Raw genomic sequence first — 19321 nt, 5'->3', positions numbered from 1 at the left:
GACCTGGCAGGGCTGAGGCTCTTATCGTCAGAGTTGGGCATTTTTCCGACCGTGATAAGAGGAGGCACGCATGGCACAGTCGAAAACACCTACGGGGCCACATTCATCCGAGCATTCGAGTGGTGATGATTTGGGGTTCGATCCGGATTCGCCGGATCTTGAGGATCCCCAGGTCGATCCGGTCGGGCCGGCAAAGGCGCCTCTGGATAAGAAGGATGAGCGAAAGCCTGAGCCTTATGATCCGCTGGGTGACTTGAAGGCCTAGACGTCATCTGTTTTGAGAGGCTTGGTTGGTGTGTATGTCCGTTGCTGCGGTAACGGCGGCTTAGGGGGCCGCCCTTACGGCGGGTCACTTTTGGAAGAGCCGGGAGCCGGACCAGCCAAAAGTAACCAAAAGCGCTTTGCCCCACCACTCGGCACCTCGCCTAGGCTCGGTGTGCCCTCACTTCGGCCAGCGTGGTTTAACGGGGCGCCCAGATCAAGACCAAGATCAAAGCCAAAGCAAGAGCAAGAGCTGGGCACGTGCCGGCATCTATGTGGCTGAGCCACCGCTATCGCGAGCAAGCTCGCTCCCACAATAGGTCTATAGTGAACATAAAACTTATGAACACCAAGACCACCTGTGGGAGCGGGCTTGCTCGCGAAGAGGCCAGGCCATCCAACATCACCGCACACTGACCCACCGCCTTCGCGAGCAGGCTCGCTCCCACAATAGGCCTGTGGTGAGCAGAAAACTTATAAACACCAAGACCATCTGTGAGAGCGGGCTTGCTCGCGAAGAGGCCGGCCCACCAACATCACCGTCAACTGACACACCGCTTTCGCGAGCAAGCCCGCTCCCACAGAAGAAACGCGGTCCCATCAAGAGCCAGGTCGGCTATCAGGCCGCCTCGCGATGGACGTTGATCTCGGGCGCCCCGTTACGAGTCGGAGCTTTTTGATTCGTGGATTACTTGGAGGCTTCCACCACCCCACTCTGGCGGCTCTTGAGATTCTTGGCGGCCTTGTATTGCAGGGCAACCGCCGGCACGGCGGCGCTTTTTCCGGTTTCCACCCAGCTACGAATCCGGCTGGCATCGGCGAAGTGCGTGTACTTGCCAAAGGCGTCGAGGATCACCAGCGCCATCGGGCGATTGCCCATCTTCGTTACCAGCACCAGGCAGTGGCCGGCTTGGTTGGTAAAGCCGGTCTTGGTCAACTGGATATCCCAGTTGGCCTTGTGAACCAAATGGTCGGTATTGCGAAACCCCAGGCTATACACCGGTTTGCGGAAGGTAACGGTCTTTTCCTTGGTCGTACTCAATTCGCTCAGCAGCGGGTACTTGCGGGCGGCGATCAGCAACTTGGTCAGGTCCCTGGCAGTGGAGACGTTGTTGATCGACAGGCCCGTCGGCTCGACGTAATGCGTGCTGGTCATGCCCAGCGCCTTGGCCTTGGCGTTCATGGCGGCAATGAACGCCGCATAGCCGCCCGGATAGTGGTGGGCGAGGCTGGCGGCGGCGCGGTTTTCCGAAGACATCAGGGCGATCAGCAAAACATCCCGGCGTGACAGCTCGCTGTTGAGCTTGACCCGCGAAAACACCCCTTTCATCTCCGGAGTGTTGGCGATGGTGATGGAAATGTATTCATCCAGGTTCTGTTTGGCATCCAGCACGATCAGGCCGGTCATCAACTTGGTCACCGAAGCGATCGGCACCACCACGTCGGGGTTGCTCGAATAGACGACTTTATCCGTCTGCAAGTCCAACAACATCGCGCTGCCCGAGGCGACTTGCAGCTTGGCCGTATCCCGAGGGGCCGCGATGGTTTCCTGCGCAACGACGTTTTGCGTGATAAAGCTGCCTGTGAAAGCGATGAACAGGCTGATGATCGAAAGATGGATTTTCACGCGAGTAGACTCGATGGAGTTGAAGGTGCCGTTGAGCAACGACTTAAAAAAAACGTCGCATTCTAGGAGTATGGGCGACAGCAGCGCTATATGCCTGTACCGCCAGGGGTTGTGAATAAATAAAGTTTAATGAAGGGGGATTCTGGCGAATCGAATCTGAAAAATTCGTAGTTTGCGCGATCGAGGGAATCGCGGCACAGGCCAACGCCTGTCGATAAGGATCAGGCGACAAAAACGCTTGTGGGAGCGAGCCTGCTCGCGATAGCGGAGTTTCAGCCAACATTGATATTGGCTGATCCCAAGCTATCGCGAGCAGGCTCGCTCCCACAGGGTTTATGGCTGGATTGAAGCGATATGTCAGCTATGCAGCGTCTCGGCCGCGTACAACGTGTTTTCCAACAGGCAGGCGCGGGTCATCGGGCCTACGCCGCCGGGTACCGGGGTGATCCAGCCAGCGCGGGGCAGGGCGGTCTCGTAGACCACATCGCCCACCAGCTTGCCATCTTCCTGGCGATTGATGCCCACGTCGATCACGATGGCGCCTTCCTTGATCCACTCACCCCTGACCAGGCCGGGTTTGCCGGCGGCCACTACCACCAGGTCGGCACGGCCGACATGGCCGGCCAGGTCCTTGGTGAAGCGATGGGTCACGGTCACGGTGCAGCCGGCCAGCAGCAACTCCATGGCCATCGGGCGACCAACGATGTTGGACGCACCCACCACCACGGCATCAAGGCCATACAGGTCCACGCCAGTGCTTTCCAGCAAGGTCATGATGCCCTTGGGGGTGCAGGGGCGAAGCAGTGGGATACGCTGGGCCAGGCGGCCGACGTTATAAGGATGGAAGCCGTCGACGTCTTTGTCTGGACGGATACGCTCCAGCAGCTTGGAGGCGTCGAGGTGTTCAGGCAGCGGCAACTGGAGCAGAACACCGTCGATGTTCGGATCGTCGTTCAGGCGATCGATCAGATCGGCCAACGCTTGCTGGGTGGTTTCGGAAGGCAGGTCGTAGGCCTGGGAAAGGAAGCCGACCTCTTCACAGTCTTTACGCTTGTGCGAGACATAAACCTGAGAGGCAGGATCGCTGCCGACCAGGATCACCGCAAGGCCGGGCGTGCGCAGGCCTTGCTGGCGGCGCTCGGTGACTCGTTGGGCGATCTGCTGGCGCAGGCTGGCGGCGATCGATTTGCCGTCGATAAGTTGTGCAGTCATTGCGCGTGGTTAACCATCGAGAGGGGAAAAAAAGAGAGCGCATTCTCGCACGCCGGGGCGTGAGGGCAAAGGCGCTTGGTCTGCAAATTCCCCTAACCCCTTTAATTAAATGAATTTTTTTTAAAAAAGAGTTGACGACCTATCAGGCCGTCTATAACATTCGTCGCACTTGTCGGGCACAGCCTAGCACTGGTTAAGAAGGTTGAGCGGAGTTGGTTGTTTCAACTCGGCAAAACTGAAAGCACTTAGTTTGTAATCGTCCAAGAATACAGATTAAAAAGGCGCCCGTAGCTCAGCTGGATAGAGCATCCGCCTTCTAAGCGGATGGTCGCAGGTTCGAGTCCTGCCGGGTGCGCCAATTAGGCAGCTTTGGCACAAGTAAGGCAACAAGGCAATATGGTGGGCGTAGCTCAGTTGGTAGAGCACGGGATTGTGACTCCCGTTGTCGTGGGTTCGATCCCCATCGTCCACCCCATATTCTAGAAAGGCGCCAGATCTAACAATCTGGCGCCTTTGCTTTAAAAGCTTGATACGCGGATGTGGTGGAATTGGTAGACACACTGGATTTAGGTTCCAGCGCCGCAAGGTGTGAGAGTTCGAGTCTCTCCGTCCGCACCATACAAGTCGCTATTTAAATAGCAGAAAACGGCGCAGTACCTGAAAAGGGCTGCGCCGTTTTTGTTTTCGGTGGTTCTGTGTCTGGCGTCGGCGCTGTTTTTTGCGGTTGAGCGCAGCGAACGGTTTGTCGCGAATATTGTTTCGTGATGATGCGTAGCATGCCCGTCGGTCTCCTTGTGGGGCGGGGCGCTGCGTGATCGGACACGCCGCTTCTATATATAGAAGCGTTGACGCAGAGCCCTGGACTGAATCGACTGTATTTGCAATCCGGGTGGGGCATGACCGTTTGTCCCTTCCTAAATCCGGCGCCTGTTTCCAGCGCGTTTTCAGTAGGGTGACTTCTTGAGTTTGACCTACTAGAATGCATGCCCTTGATTCTGGGGTCGGAAACGCCCGGCCAACGTCTGTGCAACGAGGAATATCCATGCAAGTTTCTGTTGAAAATACTTCTGCTCTTGAGCGCCGCATGAGCATCACCGTGCCGGCTGAGCGCATCGAGACTCAGGTCAACAAGCGTCTGCAGCAGACTGCCCAAAAGGCCAAAATCCCAGGTTTCCGCCCAGGCAAAGTGCCAATGAGCGTGATCCGTCAGCGTTACGAAGCTGATGCGCGTCAGGAAGCCGTGGGCGACGTGATCCAGTCTTCGTTCTACGAAGCGGTCGTCGAGCAGAAGCTGAACCCGGCCGGCGCTCCGTCCGTCGAGCCTAAAGTGCTGGAAAAAGGCAAGGACCTGGAATTCGTCGCTATTTTCGAAGTGTTCCCTGAGTTCACGGTTGCCGGTTTCGAATCCATCGCCGTCGAGCGCCTGAGCGCTGATGTGTCGGATGCCGACCTGGACAAGATGCTGGACATCCTGCGCAAGCAGAACACCCGTTTCGAAGTGACCGAGCGTGCTGCCCAGAACGAAGACCAACTGAACATCGATTTCGTCGGCAAAGTCGACGGTGAAGTGTTCGCTGGCGGTTCCGCCAAGGCTACCCAGCTGGTACTGGGCTCCGGTCGCATGATCCCTGGCTTCGAAGATGGCCTGGTTGGCGCCAAGGCCGGTGAAGAGCGCGTGCTGAACGTGACCTTCCCTGAGGACTACCAGAACCTGGACCTGGCTGGCAAAGCCGCCGAGTTCACCGTGACCGTCAACAGCGTTTCCGAGCCGAAACTGCCTGAACTGAACGAAGAATTCTTCGCCCAGTTCGGCATCAAGGAAACCGGTCTGGAAGGTTTCCGCGCCGAAGTTCGCAAGAACATGGAGCGTGAACTGCGCCAGGCCATCAAGTCCAAGGTCAAGAACCAGGTCATGGATGGTCTGCTGGCTTCCAACCCGATCGAAGTGCCAAAGGCCCTGCTGGACAACGAAGTGAACCGTCTGCGCGTACAGGCTGTTCAGCAGTTCGGCGGCAACATCAAGCCGGACCAACTGCCTGCCGAGCTGTTCGAAGAGCAAGCCAAGCGCCGCGTCGTGCTGGGCCTGATCGTCGCCGAAGTGGTCAAGCAGTTCGAACTCAAGCCTGACGAAGCCCGTGTTCGCGAGCTGATCCAGGAAATGGCCTCGGCCTACCAGGAGCCTGAGCAAGTCGTGTCCTGGTACTACAAGAACGACCAGCAACTGAACGAAGTCCGTTCGGTTGTGCTGGAAGAACAAGTTGTGGATACTGTTCTGCAGAAAGCTAGCGTGACCGATAAAGCGGTCTCTTACGAAGAAGCGGTCAAGCCGGTGGAAGCTCCACAAGCCGATTGATGGTTCTGCGGTAAGAAATAAACACCCATAAGCCAGCCTTCGTGCTGGCTTATGCGTATTCAAGACATAACTATTTGGGAGTGACTGCGAGACATGTCCCGCAATTCTTTTTATCAGCAGAGCTCTGACATCCAGGCCGCAGGCGGCCTGGTCCCGATGGTTATCGAGCAGTCCGCCCGTGGCGAACGTGCCTATGACATCTACTCGCGTCTGCTCAAGGAACGCGTCATCTTTCTGGTGGGCCCGGTAGAGGACTACATGGCCAACCTGATCTGTGCGCAACTGTTGTTCCTTGAAGCCGAAAACCCGGACAAGGATATCCATCTCTATATCAATTCCCCGGGCGGTTCGGTGACGGCGGGCATGTCGATCTACGACACCATGCAGTTCATCAAGCCTAACGTTTCGACGACCTGTATCGGTCAGGCGTGCAGCATGGGCGCGTTTTTGCTGACTGCTGGTGCCCATGGCAAGCGTTATTGCCTGCCGAACTCGCGCGTGATGATTCACCAGCCACTGGGCGGTTTCCAGGGCCAGGCATCGGATATCGAAATCCATGCCAAGGAAATCCTCTTCATCCGCGAGCGCCTCAACACCTTGATGGCCAAGCACAGCGGGCGCACGCTTGAAGAAATCGAGCGCGATACCAATCGCGACAATTTCATGAGCGCTGAAGCCGCACGTGAATATGGTCTGATCGATGAAGTGATCAGCCAGCGCCCCGCTTAAAATAAGCAGCTCAAAATGAGGTTGATCGGCAGGTCCGATCACCTGCGGGCTTGAAAAAGCCCGCAATTGCCTTCATCTTGTGTTGCAAGCCTATCGGATTTGGATCGATCGAATGACTGACACCCGCAACGGCGAGGACAACGGCAAACTGCTTTATTGCTCCTTCTGTGGCAAAAGCCAGCATGAAGTGCGCAAATTGATTGCCGGCCCCTCGGTCTTCATTTGCGACGAGTGCGTCGACCTGTGCAATGACATCATCCGCGAGGAGGTGCAGGAAGCCCAGGCCGAGAGCAGCGCGCATAAATTGCCTTCGCCTAAAGAAATCAGCGGCATCCTTGATCAGTATGTGATTGGTCAGGAACGTGCGAAAAAGGTACTGGCCGTAGCGGTGTACAACCACTACAAGCGCCTGAACCAGCGTGACAAGAAGAATGACGAGGTCGAACTCGGCAAGAGCAACATCTTGCTGATCGGCCCGACAGGCTCGGGTAAGACCCTGCTTGCCGAAACCCTGGCCCGCTTGCTGAACGTTCCGTTCACCATCGCCGATGCAACCACCCTCACCGAGGCGGGTTATGTCGGTGAAGACGTCGAGAACATCATTCAGAAGTTGTTGCAGAAGTGCGACTACGATGTGGAAAAGGCCCAGATGGGCATTGTCTACATCGACGAAATCGACAAGATTTCCCGCAAGTCCGACAACCCGTCCATCACCCGGGACGTTTCCGGTGAAGGCGTGCAGCAGGCCTTGCTCAAGTTGATCGAAGGCACGGTCGCTTCCGTTCCACCCCAAGGTGGTCGCAAGCATCCGCAGCAGGAATTCCTGCAAGTTGATACCCGTAACATCCTGTTCATCTGCGGCGGTGCGTTTTCCGGCCTGGAAAAGGTTATTCAGAACCGTTCCACCCGTGGCGGCATTGGTTTCAACGCCGAAGTGCGCAGCAAGGAAGAAGGCAAGAAGGTGGGTGAGTCCCTGCGTGAAGTCGAGCCTGACGATTTGGTCAAGTTCGGTCTGATCCCGGAATTCGTCGGTCGTCTGCCGGTCCTGGCAACGCTGGATGAGTTGGATGAAGCGGCGTTGATGCAGATTCTGACCGAGCCGAAGAACGCCCTGACGAAGCAGTATGCCAAGCTGTTCGAAATGGAAGGTGTAGACCTGGAGTTCCGTTCCGACGCGCTGAAATCGGTCGCCAAACGTGCCCTGGAGCGTAAGACCGGTGCCCGTGGGTTGCGCTCGATTCTCGAAGGCGTATTGCTCGACACGATGTATGAAATCCCCTCGCAGTCCGAGGTGAGTAAAGTCGTGATCGACGAAAGCGTTATAGAAGGCAAGTCCAAGCCATTGTATATCTATGAAAACAATGAGCCGGCTGCCAAGGCCGCACCGGACGCTTAAGCGTCCCGCTGCCGGAATAAAGAAGGGGCCTTCGGGCCCCTTTGCTTTTAGCGCGTTTTAGACGTGTCTTAGCGCTTGTTTTTTTTCAAGGCTGCCCCCATCTTGGTTTCAAGCTTACTTCCATCTGTTTCCGGCCCTAGGGCCGCCGTAGAGGCGAAATCATGAAGACAACCATCGAATTGCCTCTCCTGCCATTGCGCGATGTCGTGGTGTATCCGCACATGGTTATCCCGCTGTTCGTGGGGCGCGAGAAGTCCATCGAAGCCCTTGAGGCTGCGATGACGGGTGACAAGCAGATTCTGCTGCTGGCTCAGAGAAATCCAGCCGACGATGATCCCGGCGAAGACGCACTTTATCGCGTAGGTACGATTGCAACGGTTCTGCAGTTGCTCAAGTTGCCCGATGGTACCGTCAAGGTCCTGGTCGAAGGCGAGCAGCGCGGTACTGTCGAACGTTTCAGCGAAGTGGACGGCCACTGCCGGGCCGAGGTGTCGCTGATCGAAGAAGTCGATGCGCCCGAGCGTGAATCAGAGGTATTTGTCCGTAGCCTGCTGTCACAGTTCGAACAATACGTGCAATTGGGCAAGAAGGTGCCTGCAGAGGTCCTGTCGTCGCTTAACAGCATCGACGAGCCTGGACGGCTGGTCGATACGATGGCGGCCCACATGGCCCTCAAGATCGAGCAGAAGCAGGAAATTCTCGAGATCATCGATCTGTCGGCCCGTGTCGAACACGTGCTCGCATTGCTCGATGGCGAAATCGATCTGTTGCAGGTTGAAAAACGCATTCGTGGTCGCGTCAAGAAGCAGATGGAGCGCAGCCAGCGCGAGTACTACCTGAATGAGCAGATGAAGGCCATTCAGAAAGAGCTGGGTGATGGCGATGAAGGCCACAACGAAATCGAAGAGCTGAAAAAGCGCATCGATGCCGCCGGCTTGCCCAAGGATGCCTTGGCCAAGGCCCAGGCTGAATTGAACAAACTCAAGCAAATGTCGCCGATGTCTGCCGAAGCCACCGTGGTGCGCTCCTACATCGACTGGCTGGTCCAGGTGCCGTGGAAAGCCCAGAGCAAGGTGCGTCTGGACCTGGCACGCGCCGAAGACATCCTCGATGCCGACCATTACGGTCTGGAAGAGGTCAAGGAACGCATCCTTGAATACCTCGCCGTGCAGAAGCGCGTAAAGAAGATTCGCGGTCCGGTCCTGTGCCTGGTCGGTCCTCCCGGGGTGGGTAAAACCTCCCTGGCGGAGTCGATTGCCCACGCGACCAACCGTAAATTCGTGCGCATGGCCCTGGGTGGCGTGCGTGACGAGGCGGAAATTCGTGGTCATCGCCGTACCTACATCGGTTCGATGCCGGGAAGATTGATTCAAAAGATGACAAAGGTCGGCGTGCGCAATCCGCTGTTCCTTCTGGACGAAATCGACAAGATGGGCAGCGACATGCGCGGCGATCCTGCCTCTGCATTGCTCGAAGTGCTCGATCCGGAGCAGAACCACAACTTCAACGATCACTACCTGGAGGTCGACTACGACCTGTCGGACGTGATGTTCCTCTGCACCTCCAACTCCATGAACATTCCGCCAGCGTTGCTGGACCGGATGGAGGTGATTCGTCTGCCGGGCTACACCGAGGACGAGAAGATCAACATCGCCGTGAAGTACCTTTCGCCCAAGCAGATCCAGGCCAATGGCCTGAAAAAAGGCGAGCTGGAATTCGACGAGGAAGCGATTCGCGACATCATCCGCTACTACACCCGCGAAGCCGGTGTGCGTGGCCTGGAGCGGCAGATTGCCAAGGTTTGCCGCAAGGCGGTCAAGGAACATGCGCTGGAAAAACGCTTCGCGGTCAAGGTCACTGCGGACCTGCTGGAGCACTTCCTGGGCGTGCGCAAGTTCCGCTACGGCCTGGCCGAGCAGCAGGACCAGATCGGCCAGGTGACTGGCCTGGCGTGGACTCAGGTCGGTGGCGAGTTGCTGACCATCGAAGCGGCCGTGGTACCGGGCAAGGGTCAACTGATCAAGACCGGTTCCCTGGGCGACGTGATGGTCGAGTCGATCACCGCGGCACTGACGGTGGTTCGCAGCCGCGCCCGGAGCCTGGGCATTCCCCTGGACTTCCATGAGAAGCGCGACACGCACATCCACATGCCTGAAGGGGCTACGCCCAAGGACGGCCCAAGCGCGGGTGTAGGCATGTGCACGGCCCTGGTCTCGGCCTTGACCGGTATTCCGGTGCGCGCCGACGTGGCCATGACGGGTGAAATCACGCTGCGCGGTCAAGTGCTGGCGATTGGTGGATTGAAGGAAAAACTGCTGGCGGCACACCGTGGCGGGATCAAGATCGTGATCATTCCCGAAGAGAATGTCCGCGATCTGAAGGAAATTCCTGACAACATCAAGCAAGATCTTCAGATCAAACCGGTTAAATGGATTGACGAGGTCCTGCAAATTGCGCTGCAATACGCGCCGGAGCCCTTGCCGGATGTGGCTCCGGAGATTGTCGCGAAGGAAGAAAAGCGAGAGTCTGACTCTAAGGAAAGAATTAGCACGCATTAATACGCATTTGCCTGGGGGGCCTTCCTTGACAGTTTTTTAGAGCCCTTGTTATAAAGCGGCTCTTAAGTGTCTGCAGGCCATTCAGCACTCGTTTTTGCTTTCACCAAAAAAACTTAGAATCATCTCAAATAGATATAAGGGGACTTAGAGTGAACAAGTCGGAACTGATTGATGCTATCGCTGCATCCGCTGATATCCCGAAAGCTGCTGCTGGCCGTGCGCTGGACGCTGTAATCGAATCCGTCACTGGCGCTCTCAAGGCTGGCGACTCCGTTGTTCTGGTTGGTTTCGGCACCTTCTCCGTGACCGATCGTCCTGCTCGTATCGGTCGCAACCCGCAGACCGGTAAGACGCTGGAAATCGCTGCTGCCAAAAAGCCAGGCTTCAAAGCTGGTAAAGCACTGAAAGAAGCCGTTAACTAAGGTTTCGTTGAGTTTATCCGGGTCGGGGTCATGCCTGGCTTGGCAGCGGAGCGGTAATACGACCGGTTGCTACCGGTCTGGCACGCCAGGGCTTGCAGGTTCGAGCCCGGTCCGCTCCGCCAGTTACGAGAAGGCGCATCCTCGGATGCGCCTTTCTTCTATCCGGATTCTACCCACGCTCCACGGTTGCCTAAATTTGAAGTTCAACCGTTTCTGGGGGACGCATGCTGCAGAATATCAGGGACAATTCACAAGGCTGGATTGCCAAGACCATCATCGGGATCATCGTCGCATTGATGGCGTTGACCGGTTTCGAAGCCATTTTTCAAGCCACCTCGAACACCAATGAAGCGGCCAAGGTCAACGGCGAAGAGATCAGCCAGAACGAGCTGAGCCAAGCGGTCGACATGCAACGCCGTCAGCTCATGCAACAGTTGGGCAAGGATTTCGACGCCTCCCTGCTGGACGAAAAAATGCTGCGCGATTCGGCACTCAAGGGCCTGATCGATCGCAAGTTGCTGCTGCAAGGCGCACACGATGCGAAATTCGCTTTCTCCGAAGCTGCGCTCGATCAAGTGGTCCTGCAAACGCCTGAGTTCCAGGTCGATGGCAAGTTCAGCGCCGAGCGTTTCGATCAAGTGATCCGCCAGCTGGGTTACAGCCGTATGCAATTCCGCCAGATGCTGGCTCAGGAAATGCTGATCGGTCAGTTGCGCGCCGGCCTGGCAGGCAGCGGTTTCGTCACCGATGCCCAGGTGCTGGCATTCGCCCGCTTGGAAAAGCAGACCCGTGATTTCGCCACCTTGGACATCAAGGCCGATCCGGCGTCGGTGAAGCTGACCGATGATGAGGTCAAGGCTTACTATGACCAACACGCCAAGGAATTCATGACGCCTGACCAGGTGGTCATCGATTACCTCGAGCTGAAGAAAGCCTCTTTCTTCGATCAGGTCAGCGTCAAGGACGAAGACCTGCAAGCGGCTTACCAGAAAGAAATCGCCAATCTGTCCGAGCAACGTCGGGCTGCGCACATCCTGATCGAAGTGAACGACAAGGTCACCGAAGCCCAGGCCAAGGCGAAGATCGAAGAGGTCCAGGCTCGCCTGGCCAAAGGCGAATCGTTTGAAGCGCTGGCGAAGGAGTTTTCCCAGGATCCGGGTTCGGCGAATAACGGCGGCGATCTCGGCTATGCCGGCCCAGGCGTCTACGATCCGGAGTTCGAAAAGGCCTTGTACGCCCTGAACAAGGATCAGGTCTCGGCACCGGTGCGCACCGACTTCGGTCTGCACCTGATCAAGCTGCTGGGTGTCGAAGCGCCTGAAGTGCCGAGCTTTGCCAGCCTCAAGGACAAACTGACCCGCGATCTGAAGACCCAGCAGGTGGAGCAGCGTTTCGTGGAGGCGACCAAGCAATTGGAAGATGCCTCGTTCGAAGCGTCCGACCTGGCGCAACCGGCTCAGGACCTGAAGCTGACCGTCCACACATCGGCCCCGTTCGGTCGTGAAGGCGGCGAAGGCATTGCGGCCAATCGCGCGGTGGTGACCGCGGCGTTCAGCCCGGAAGTGCTGGAAGAGGGTGCCAACAGCACCGCCATCGAGCTGGACCCGGAAACCGTCGTGGTCCTGCGTGCCAAGGAGCACCGTAAGCCTGAGCAACTGCCGCTGGAAAAAGTGGCTGGCCCTATTCGTGCTCAATTGACCAAGGAACACGCCAGCGCAGCGGCCAAGACCCGCGCCGACGAGTTGATCGCCAGCCTGCGTGATGGCAAGACGCCGCTGGACAAACCGGTCGACGGCCAGGGCTGGAAAGCCACCGAGGCGGTCACCCGCAACCAGGAAGGCATCGACCCGGCGGTGCTGCAAGCGCTGTTCCGCATGCCCAAGCCTGAGTCCAAGGACAAGCCGACCTTCAGCAGCGTGACCTTGCCTGACGGCAGCCTGGTGGTCGTGCGTCTGAACGGTGTAAACGAAGCGGCTGCACCGACTGACGAAGAGAAGGCGCAATATCGCCGCTACCTTGCGTCCCGCGTGGGTCAGCAGGACTTTGCGGCGTACCGCAAGCAGTTGGAGAGTCAGGCGGATATCAAGCGTTTCTGATTGCTTGATGCTTTTTCAAACTTGGTTGTAATGCTGCTCATTTAGAGAAACGGCGCTTCTGCAGAAATGGGAAGCGTCGTTTTTTTTTGGTTTTTTGAGAGGGGGCGGGTTTTGTGTGTATATCCGTTGCTGCGGTAACGGCCACTTAGGGTTCCGCCCTGACGGCGGCTCACTTTTTTTCAAACGCCAAAAAAAGTAAGCAAAAAAGGCTTGCCCCACCACTCGGTGCCTCGCCTAGGCTCGGCATGCCCTCTCTCCGGCATTGCTCCGTGGGCCCGCCGCGAAGGGCCATCCATGGCCCAGCGCGGCTATCCCGGCATCCATGCCGGGATGCCCACTCCACAATGCCTGCGTTCGGCCAGCGTGGTTAACGGGGCCTCAAGATCAAAAGCAAAAGCAAAAGCAAAAGCAAAAGCAAAAGCAAAAGCAAAAGCAAAAGCAAAAGCAAAAGCAAAAGCAAAAGCAAAAGCGAGGCGGCTTGATAGCCGACCTGGTTCTTGGTGAGACCGCGTTCCCCCTGTGGGAGCGAGCCTGCTCGCGAAGACGGTCTTTCAACCGACCTGTCCTGACAGTCGTACTTCGATCCCATTTTGGGAGCGAGCTTGCTCGCGATGGCGGTGGGTCAGCTTGCCTGGGTGTTGAATGTGCTGATGCCTTCGCGAGCAAGCTCGCTCCCACAGGGTATTGCTGTGTGAACTGACTGGCGGTGCTTGTCAGGAAAATCCCAGAAGAGTACAAATGTACTCCATGACGACTCTCACTCCCCGCCGCACCGCCATCCTGACGTTTATCCGCGAACGCATCGCCGATCAGGGTCAGCCTCCCAGCCTCGCTGAAATCAGCGAGGCGTTCGGTTTTGCCTCTCGCAGCGTGGCGCGCAAGCATGTGCTGGCGTTGACCGAGGCTGGTTTCATCGAAGTCAATCCGCACCAGGCCCGGGGCATTCGCTTGCTGAACCAGCCGTCGCGGCCCGAACTGCTTGACGTGCCGGTGCTGGGGCGAGTGGCTGCCGGCCTGCCGATTGGCGCCGATGCCGAGGTCCACAGTCGCTTGATGCTGGATCCGGCGATTTTCACCAAGGCGCCGGATTACCTGCTGCGGGTCCAGGGCGATTCGATGATCGAGGACGGCATTCTCGACGGTGACCTGGTGGGCGTGCAGCGTACCCCCCAGGCTGCCAACGGCCAGATCGTCGTGGCGCGCCTGGACGGTGAAGTCACCATCAAGCGCTTCGAACGCATCGGCGAGCGGGTGCGTTTGCTGCCGCGCAACCCGGCCTACCAGCCGATCATCGTCGAGGCCGACCAGGACCTGGCGATAGAAGGAGTGTTCTGTGGTTTGGTGAGGCAAGGCTGATGGGCGCTGTCGTTGCGCTGGACACGCTGTTCAACGGCGGCCAAGTCTGGAAGGGCCGGCCTGCGCCGCCGGCTGCCAGCCCGCAACCCACTGGCCATGATGCACTGGACGCGGCGTTGCCCAGTGGCGGCTGGCCGGAAGCGGCGTTGACGGAGCTGCTCATCGCCGCGCCGGGCGTGGGCGAGTTGCAGTTGGTCTGGCCGACCCTGGCGCGGCTGGCGGCGGCGGGGGAGCGGATTGTGTTGGTGGCGCCGCCATTCGTGCCTTATCCCCAGGCTTGGCAGAACGCCGGCATCGACCTACGCCAGTTGTCGATCATCCGTGCCGATGAGCGTGAGGCCTTGTGGGCCACCGAACAATGCCTGCGGTCGGGCAGTTGTGGCGCGGTGCTGTGCTGGCCCCGCCAAGCGGACGACCGGGCCTTGCGCCGCTTGCAAGTGGCGGCGGAAACCGGCCAGACCCTGGCGTTCGCCTGGCGCCCGATCCAGGAGGCTATCAACCCGTCGCCGGCGGCTTTGCGCATCGCCATCGATACCCGGCCGGCGCAATTGCGCGTGCTCAAGTGCCGGGGCGGGCTGGCCCGTTCGGCACCGATTGCCTTTGCCACGCTCGCCCCCCAAACCGGGCATTGAGGTTGCGATGCGCTGGGTCTGTATTCTTTTCCCGCAATTGGCGCTGGACGCCGCGCTGCGTCAGCGCCCCGATTCCGACCAGCCCCTGGCCTTGCTGACCGGCCCGGCCCAGCGCCGGATCCTGCAAGCGGTGAACGCGCCGGCACGGGCCCTGGGCTTGCGTCCCGGCCAGACCATGACCGCCGCCCAGGCCTTGAGCAAAGGCTTTGCCACCGCCGAGTACGACGCGGCGCAGATCGAGTATTGGCAACAGTTCCTGGCGGCCTGGGCCTACCGTTTCAGCTCCCAGGTCAGCGTGCATTACCCGCGTACCCTGCTGTTCGAGATCGAGTCGAGCCTGGGCCTGTTCGGGCCTTGGCCGGTGTTCGAGGCGCGCTTGCGAGCCGAGCTGAACGAGCTGGGCTTTCGTCATCGCATCGTCGCCGCCCCCAACCCGGTGGCGGCGCGGGTGCTGGCCAATGCCTATGACGCCCTGGTGGTGCCCGATGCCGAGACCTTGCAGCACTGCCTGGGCCACATGCCCGTGGAACGAATTGGCCTGGAGCCCGACGTCGCCACGGCGCTGTCGCGCATGGGCCTGCGCCGCCTGAGCCAGGTCCAGGCCTTGCCCCGACAGACCCTGGCTCGGCGTTTCGAGGCCCAGGTGCTCAAGCACCTCGATGCGTTGACGGGCAGCCGCACCCTGGCGCTGTCGTTCTACCTGCCGCCCGACCGTTTCGATGTGCGCATCGAACTCAACTATGACGTGCAATCCCATCAGGCGCTGCTGTTCCCGTTGCGCCGCCTGACCGGTGACCTGTCGGCCTTCCTCTGCGGCCGCGACAGCGGCGTGCAGCGCTTCGACTTGCACCTGGAACACGCCGGGTTGCCGGATACGGTGATCAAGGTCGGCCTGCTCAGCGCCGAACGCGACCCGGCGATGCTCTTCGAACTGGCCCGCGGTCGCTTGGAGCAAGTGCAGGTCGAGGCCCCGGTGCGGGGTTTTCGCTTGTGCGCAGAAGACCTGCCGAGTTTCGTGCCCCAGCGCCTGGAACTGTTCGACGAACGCCCGCAACAGTCATTGCCCTGGGAGCAACTGCGGGAACGGCTGCGGGCCCGCCTGGGGGATGATGCCGTGCAAGGCTTGGGGTTTCGCGACGACCATCGGCCTGAGTGCGCCTGGCAGACGACTTCCCAGCCCCGATCCCAGGCTTGTCCGGCGCGCGAGGGCGTGCAGCGTCCCGGCTGGCTGTTGGATGAACCCCAGGCTTTGCCGCAAGGCCAGGCACAAATCCTCATGGGGCCCGAGCGTATCGAGACCGGTTGGTGGGATGGCGCGGATGTGCGCCGCGACTATTACCTGATCGAAACTCGCAGCGGACAACGGGGCTGGGCCTATCGACCGGTGGGTGAGGGTGGGCCGCTGTGGCTGCAGGGCTGGTTTGCATGAGCGTTGAGTATGCCGAACTGCATTGCCTGTCGAACTTCAGCTTCCAGCGCGGCGCCTCCAGTGCCCTGGAATTGTGCCGTCGCGCCAAGCAGCAGGGCTATCAGGCCTTGGCGATCACCGATGAATGCACCCTGGCCGGGATCGTCCGGGCCTGGCAGGCGGCCAAGGAGTTGGCGCTGCAATTGATTGTCGGCAGCGAAATCCAGGTCGAGAACGGTCCGAAACTGGTGCTGCTGGTGGAAAACCTGGACGGCTATCAAGCCTTGTGCCGGTTGATCACCCGCGCCCGGCGCCGCAGCGAGAAGGGCCACTATCGCATCGTGCGGGAGGACTTCGACGAGCCCTTGCCGGGGCTGCTGGCGTTGTGGGTCGCCGAGGGCAAGGACGCCGAGGAGCACGGGCGTTGGCTCCAGCCGATCTTTGCCGGGCGCCTGTGGCTGACGGTCCAGTTGCATTGCGGGCAGGACGACCGCCGACGGCTGGCGGACTGCCTGGCGCTGGCCGAACGCTTGGATCTTCCGGCCGTGGCCAGCGGCGATGTGCACATGCATGTGCGCGGCCGCCGTGCCTTGCAGGACACCATGACCGCCATCCGCCACCACGTCACGGTGGCCGAGGCCGGCCAGCGCCTGCACCCCAACGGCGAGCGCCACTTGCGCAGCCGCAAGGATCTGGCCGAGCTCTACCCGCGGGCCTTGCTCGACGAAACCCTGGCCATCGCCCGGCGCTGCACCTTCGACCTTGGCCAACTGCGCTATGAGTATCCGCGTGAGCTGGTGCCCGAGGGGCATGATCCGGCGTCCTGGCTGCGGGAGCTGACCGAGCGGGGCATGCGCGAGCGGTGGAAGGATGGCGTGACAGACAAGGTGCGGGCACAGATCGACAAGGAGTTGAGCCTGATCGCCGAATTGGGCTATGACAGCTATTTCCTCACCGTGCAGGACATTGTCAGCTTTGCCCGCAGCCGCCATATCCTCTGCCAGGGGCGCGGTTCGGCGGCCAACTCGGCGGTGTGCTACGCCTTGGGCATTACCGAAATCGACCCCAGTCTCACCAGCCTGTTGTTCGAGCGTTTCCTGTCCCGGGAGCGCAACGAGCCGCCGGACATCGACGTCGACTTCGAACACGACCGTCGCGAGGAAGTGCTGCAGTACGTGTTCCAGCGCTACGGTCGTCATCGTGCGGCCTTGACGGCGGTGGTCAGCAGTTACCACGGCGCCGGGGCGGTGCGCGATGTGGCCAAGGCCCTGGGCCTGCCGCCGGACCAGGTCAATGCCCTGGCCGATTGCTGCGGCCGTTGGAGCGACGAGGCGCCGCCGGTGGAGCGCTTGCGTGAAGGCGGCTTCGACCCGGACAGCCCGGTGTTGCGCCGGGTCTTGGGCCTGACCCAGCAATTGATCGGTTTCCCCCGGCACTTATCCCAGCACCCAGGCGGCTTCGTGATTTCCGAACAGCCCCTGGACACCCTGGTGCCGGTGGAAAACGCGGCCATGGCCGAGCGCACCATCATCCAGTGGGACAAGGACGACCTGGACGCGGTCGGGCTGCTCAAGGTGGATATCCTGGCCTTGGGCATGCTCAGCGCGATTCGGCGTTGTTTCGACCTGATCGAGCAGTACCGGGGGCAGCGTTATGCCTTGGCGTCGTTGCCCCAGGAAGATCCGGCGACCTACCAGATGATTTCGCGAGCCGACACCATCGGTGTCTTCCAGATCGAATCCCGGGCGCAGATGTCGATGTTGCCTCGGCTGAGACCCGAGAGGTTCTACGATTTGGTCATCGAAGTGGCGATCGTGCGGCCCGGGCCGATCCAGGGAGGGATGGTGCACCCGTATCTGCGGCGCAGAAATAAAGAAGAAGAGGTGACGTATCCCTCTGAGGCGCTGAAAACAGTGCTTGACCGCACCCTGGGTGTTCCCTTGTTCCAGGAGCAGGTCATGCAGATCGCCATCGTCGCGGCCGACTACACCCCGGGCGAAGCCGATCAATTGCGGCGCTCCATGGCTGCCTGGAAACGTCACGGTGGGTTGGAGCCCCATCGGGAACGCCTGGCGCAGGGGATGAAGAACAATGGCTACACCGCTGAATTCGCCGCGCAAATCTTCGAACAGATCAAAGGCTTCGGCAATTACGGTTTTCCCGAATCCCACGCCGCCAGTTTCGCCTTGCTGACCTACGCCAGCAGTTGGCTCAAATGCCACGAACCGGCGGCGTTTGCCTGTGCCCTGATCAACAGTTGGCCGATGGGGTTCTACAGCCCGGACCAGATCCTCCAGGATGCCCGCCGGCATCAACTGTCGATCCGCCCGGTGGATGTGCGCGCCAGCGATTGGGAGTGCAGCCTCGAGCCCATGGACGGCCGGCAACCGGCGATCCGCATGGGGCTGCGCCTGGTCAAGGGTTTTCGCGAAGAGGATGCCCGCCGTATCGAAGCGGCGCGCCGGCAGCGGCCCTTCAGCGACGTGGCCGACTTGGGTGAACGCGCGCAACTCGATGCCCGGGCCCAGGCGCAACTGGCGGACTCGGGGGCCTTGCAAGGCTTGGCCGGGGATCGCCATCGGGCTCGCTGGGAAGTGGCCGGGGTGCAGAAGCAACTGGGGCTTTTCGCCGGTTTGCCCAGCCAGGAAGAACCGCCCGTGACCCTGCCCGAACCCTCGCTGGGGGAAAACCTGTTTGCCGATTACGCCACGCTGGGCACGACTCTCGGCCCTCATCCGCTGGCCCTGCTGCGCCCCGAACTACGCGCCCGGCGCTGCCGCAGTTCACGGGAATTGCAGGACGTGGAGCATGGCCGCAACGTCAGCGTCGCCGGGCTGGTCACCGGCCGCCAACGCCCGGGGACGGCCAGCGGCGTGACCTTCGTCACCCTGGAAGATGAATTCGGCAACCTCAACGTGGTGGTCTGGCGCGACCTGGCCGAGCGCCAGCGCAAGACCCTGGTGGGCTCGCAATTGCTCAGGGTCGACGGACGCTGGGAAAGCGTCGGCGAGGTCCGCCACTTGATCGCCGGGCGCTTGAGCGACCTGACTGAATTGTTGGCGGGTATCCAGGTGCAAAGCCGCGATTTCCGCTGAGGTTGCTATAACACCACAACCCTGTGGCGAGGGAGCTTGCTCCCGCTCGGCGGCGCAGCCGTCGTAAACCAGCCGGCCCGGTGTGCCTGAAGGATTGCGTCAGCCTTTTTTGGGGCTGCTTTGCAGCCCAGCGGGAGCAAGCTCCCTCGCCACAGGGATCGTGCGCAAACCGGTCA

Annotated in this window: 15 protein-coding genes and 3 tRNA genes; 15 read left to right on the top strand and 3 right to left on the bottom strand. The window is 59.9% G+C overall.

The window, feature by feature from the left end; all coding sequences use genetic code 11:
- Positions 1–70: 70 nt before the first annotated feature.
- Positions 71–265, top strand: a complete 195-nt coding sequence (locus M1D99_RS20090) for a DUF6021 family protein (protein WP_207961385.1) — start codon at positions 71–73, stop codon at positions 263–265.
- Between the two features lie 684 nt (positions 266–949).
- Here the strand turns inward: M1D99_RS20090 and pbpG are convergent.
- Positions 950–1888 carry a D-alanyl-D-alanine endopeptidase gene (gene pbpG, locus M1D99_RS20085; RefSeq protein ID WP_434571292.1) on the bottom strand — a complete coding sequence of 313 codons (939 nt, stop codon included), beginning with the start codon at positions 1886–1888 and terminating at the stop codon, positions 950–952.
- A 357-nt stretch (positions 1889–2245) separates the two neighbouring features.
- The gene (gene folD, locus M1D99_RS20080) at positions 2246–3100 is read right to left on the bottom strand and encodes a bifunctional methylenetetrahydrofolate dehydrogenase/methenyltetrahydrofolate cyclohydrolase FolD (protein ID WP_092326854.1); all 855 of its coding nucleotides are present in this window, start codon (positions 3098–3100) and stop codon (positions 2246–2248) included.
- Positions 3101–3381: 281 nt separating this feature from the next.
- Between folD and M1D99_RS20075 the strand changes: the two genes are divergently transcribed.
- From M1D99_RS20075 to M1D99_RS20065, 3 genes are all read left to right on the top strand, one after another.
- A tRNA-Arg gene (locus tag M1D99_RS20075) sits at positions 3382–3458 on the top strand.
- Positions 3459–3499: 41 nt separating this feature from the next.
- Positions 3500–3575 (top strand) — tRNA-His (locus M1D99_RS20070).
- 58 nt (positions 3576–3633) lie between these two features.
- A tRNA-Leu gene (locus M1D99_RS20065) sits at positions 3634–3718 on the top strand.
- Positions 3719–3731: 13 nt separating this feature from the next.
- Here M1D99_RS20065 and M1D99_RS20060 read toward each other — a convergent pair.
- Complete coding sequence (locus M1D99_RS20060) at positions 3732–3878, bottom strand: hypothetical protein (protein WP_458130676.1); 147 nt, start codon at positions 3876–3878, stop codon at positions 3732–3734.
- Positions 3879–4142: 264 nt separating this feature from the next.
- Here M1D99_RS20060 and tig point away from each other — a divergent pair, with 264 nt between their 5' ends.
- The 11 genes from tig to M1D99_RS20005 all read left to right on the top strand — a co-directional run bounded on the left by tig (position 4143) and on the right by M1D99_RS20005 (position 19145).
- The gene (tig, locus tag M1D99_RS20055) at positions 4143–5453 is read left to right on the top strand and encodes a trigger factor (protein WP_458130675.1); all 1311 of its coding nucleotides are present in this window, start codon (positions 4143–4145) and stop codon (positions 5451–5453) included.
- Positions 5454–5546: 93 nt separating this feature from the next.
- A complete protein-coding gene (clpP, locus tag M1D99_RS20050) occupies positions 5547–6182 on the top strand; it encodes an ATP-dependent Clp endopeptidase proteolytic subunit ClpP (RefSeq protein ID WP_186609760.1) in 636 nt (211 codons plus the stop codon).
- A 112-nt stretch (positions 6183–6294) separates the two neighbouring features.
- Positions 6295–7578, top strand: a complete 1284-nt coding sequence (gene clpX / locus M1D99_RS20045) for an ATP-dependent Clp protease ATP-binding subunit ClpX (RefSeq protein ID WP_063322129.1) — start codon at positions 6295–6297, stop codon at positions 7576–7578.
- Positions 7579–7739: 161 nt separating this feature from the next.
- On the top strand, positions 7740–10136 hold the full coding sequence (lon, locus tag M1D99_RS20040; protein WP_014339302.1) for an endopeptidase La: 2397 nt from the start codon (positions 7740–7742) through the stop codon (positions 10134–10136).
- Between the two features lie 149 nt (positions 10137–10285).
- Positions 10286–10558: an HU family DNA-binding protein gene (locus tag M1D99_RS20035; RefSeq protein ID WP_002552737.1), complete on the top strand. Its 273-nt coding sequence runs from the start codon at positions 10286–10288 to the stop codon at positions 10556–10558.
- A 224-nt stretch (positions 10559–10782) separates the two neighbouring features.
- Positions 10783–12654, top strand: coding sequence for a SurA N-terminal domain-containing protein (locus M1D99_RS20030; RefSeq protein ID WP_186708334.1), 1872 nt, complete (start codon positions 10783–10785; stop codon positions 12652–12654).
- Positions 12655–12948: 294 nt separating this feature from the next.
- Positions 12949–13158 (top strand): hypothetical protein, encoded by a 210-nt coding sequence (locus M1D99_RS20025; RefSeq protein ID WP_458132179.1) that lies wholly within the window; start codon positions 12949–12951, stop codon positions 13156–13158.
- Between the two features lie 234 nt (positions 13159–13392).
- Positions 13393–14010 (top strand): transcriptional repressor LexA, encoded by a 618-nt coding sequence (gene lexA / locus M1D99_RS20020; RefSeq protein ID WP_186708336.1) that lies wholly within the window; start codon positions 13393–13395, stop codon positions 14008–14010.
- Complete coding sequence (imuA, locus tag M1D99_RS20015) at positions 14010–14642, top strand: translesion DNA synthesis-associated protein ImuA (protein ID WP_250963988.1); 633 nt, start codon at positions 14010–14012, stop codon at positions 14640–14642. The genes lexA and imuA overlap by 1 nt, the downstream gene beginning before the upstream one ends.
- Before the next feature lie 7 nt (positions 14643–14649).
- The gene (locus M1D99_RS20010) at positions 14650–16071 is read left to right on the top strand and encodes a Y-family DNA polymerase (protein ID WP_458130674.1); all 1422 of its coding nucleotides are present in this window, start codon (positions 14650–14652) and stop codon (positions 16069–16071) included.
- On the top strand, positions 16068–19145 hold the full coding sequence (locus M1D99_RS20005) for an error-prone DNA polymerase (RefSeq protein WP_458130673.1): 3078 nt from the start codon (positions 16068–16070) through the stop codon (positions 19143–19145). Before M1D99_RS20010 ends, M1D99_RS20005 begins: the two co-directional genes overlap by 4 nt.
- Positions 19146–19321 lie beyond the last annotated feature (176 nt).

The sequence above is a fragment of the Pseudomonas sp. R3-41 genome (assembly GCF_054161485.1).
Note: the sequence above shows the minus strand (reverse complement) of the source record. Positions and strands in the feature narration are given on the sequence as shown.

Coding starts and splice junctions, on each gene's coding strand:
- M1D99_RS20010 (WP_458130674.1), top strand. CDS start 14,650: ATGCGCTGGGTCTGTATTCTTTTCCCGCAATTGGCGCTGGACGCCGCG.
- M1D99_RS20025 (WP_458132179.1), top strand. CDS start 12,949: ATGGCCCAGCGCGGCTATCCCGGCATCCATGCCGGGATGCCCACTCCA.
- clpX (WP_063322129.1), top strand. CDS start 6,295: ATGACTGACACCCGCAACGGCGAGGACAACGGCAAACTGCTTTATTGC.
- M1D99_RS20090 (WP_207961385.1), top strand. CDS start 71: ATGGCACAGTCGAAAACACCTACGGGGCCACATTCATCCGAGCATTCG.
- lon (WP_014339302.1), top strand. CDS start 7,740: ATGAAGACAACCATCGAATTGCCTCTCCTGCCATTGCGCGATGTCGTG.
- M1D99_RS20005 (WP_458130673.1), top strand. CDS start 16,068: ATGAGCGTTGAGTATGCCGAACTGCATTGCCTGTCGAACTTCAGCTTC.
- M1D99_RS20030 (WP_186708334.1), top strand. CDS start 10,783: ATGCTGCAGAATATCAGGGACAATTCACAAGGCTGGATTGCCAAGACC.
- M1D99_RS20060 (WP_458130676.1), bottom strand. CDS start 3,878: ATGCTACGCATCATCACGAAACAATATTCGCGACAAACCGTTCGCTGC.
- lexA (WP_186708336.1), top strand. CDS start 13,393: ATGTACTCCATGACGACTCTCACTCCCCGCCGCACCGCCATCCTGACG.
- tig (WP_458130675.1), top strand. CDS start 4,143: ATGCAAGTTTCTGTTGAAAATACTTCTGCTCTTGAGCGCCGCATGAGC.
- imuA (WP_250963988.1), top strand. CDS start 14,010: ATGGGCGCTGTCGTTGCGCTGGACACGCTGTTCAACGGCGGCCAAGTC.
- folD (WP_092326854.1), bottom strand. CDS start 3,100: ATGACTGCACAACTTATCGACGGCAAATCGATCGCCGCCAGCCTGCGC.
- clpP (WP_186609760.1), top strand. CDS start 5,547: ATGTCCCGCAATTCTTTTTATCAGCAGAGCTCTGACATCCAGGCCGCA.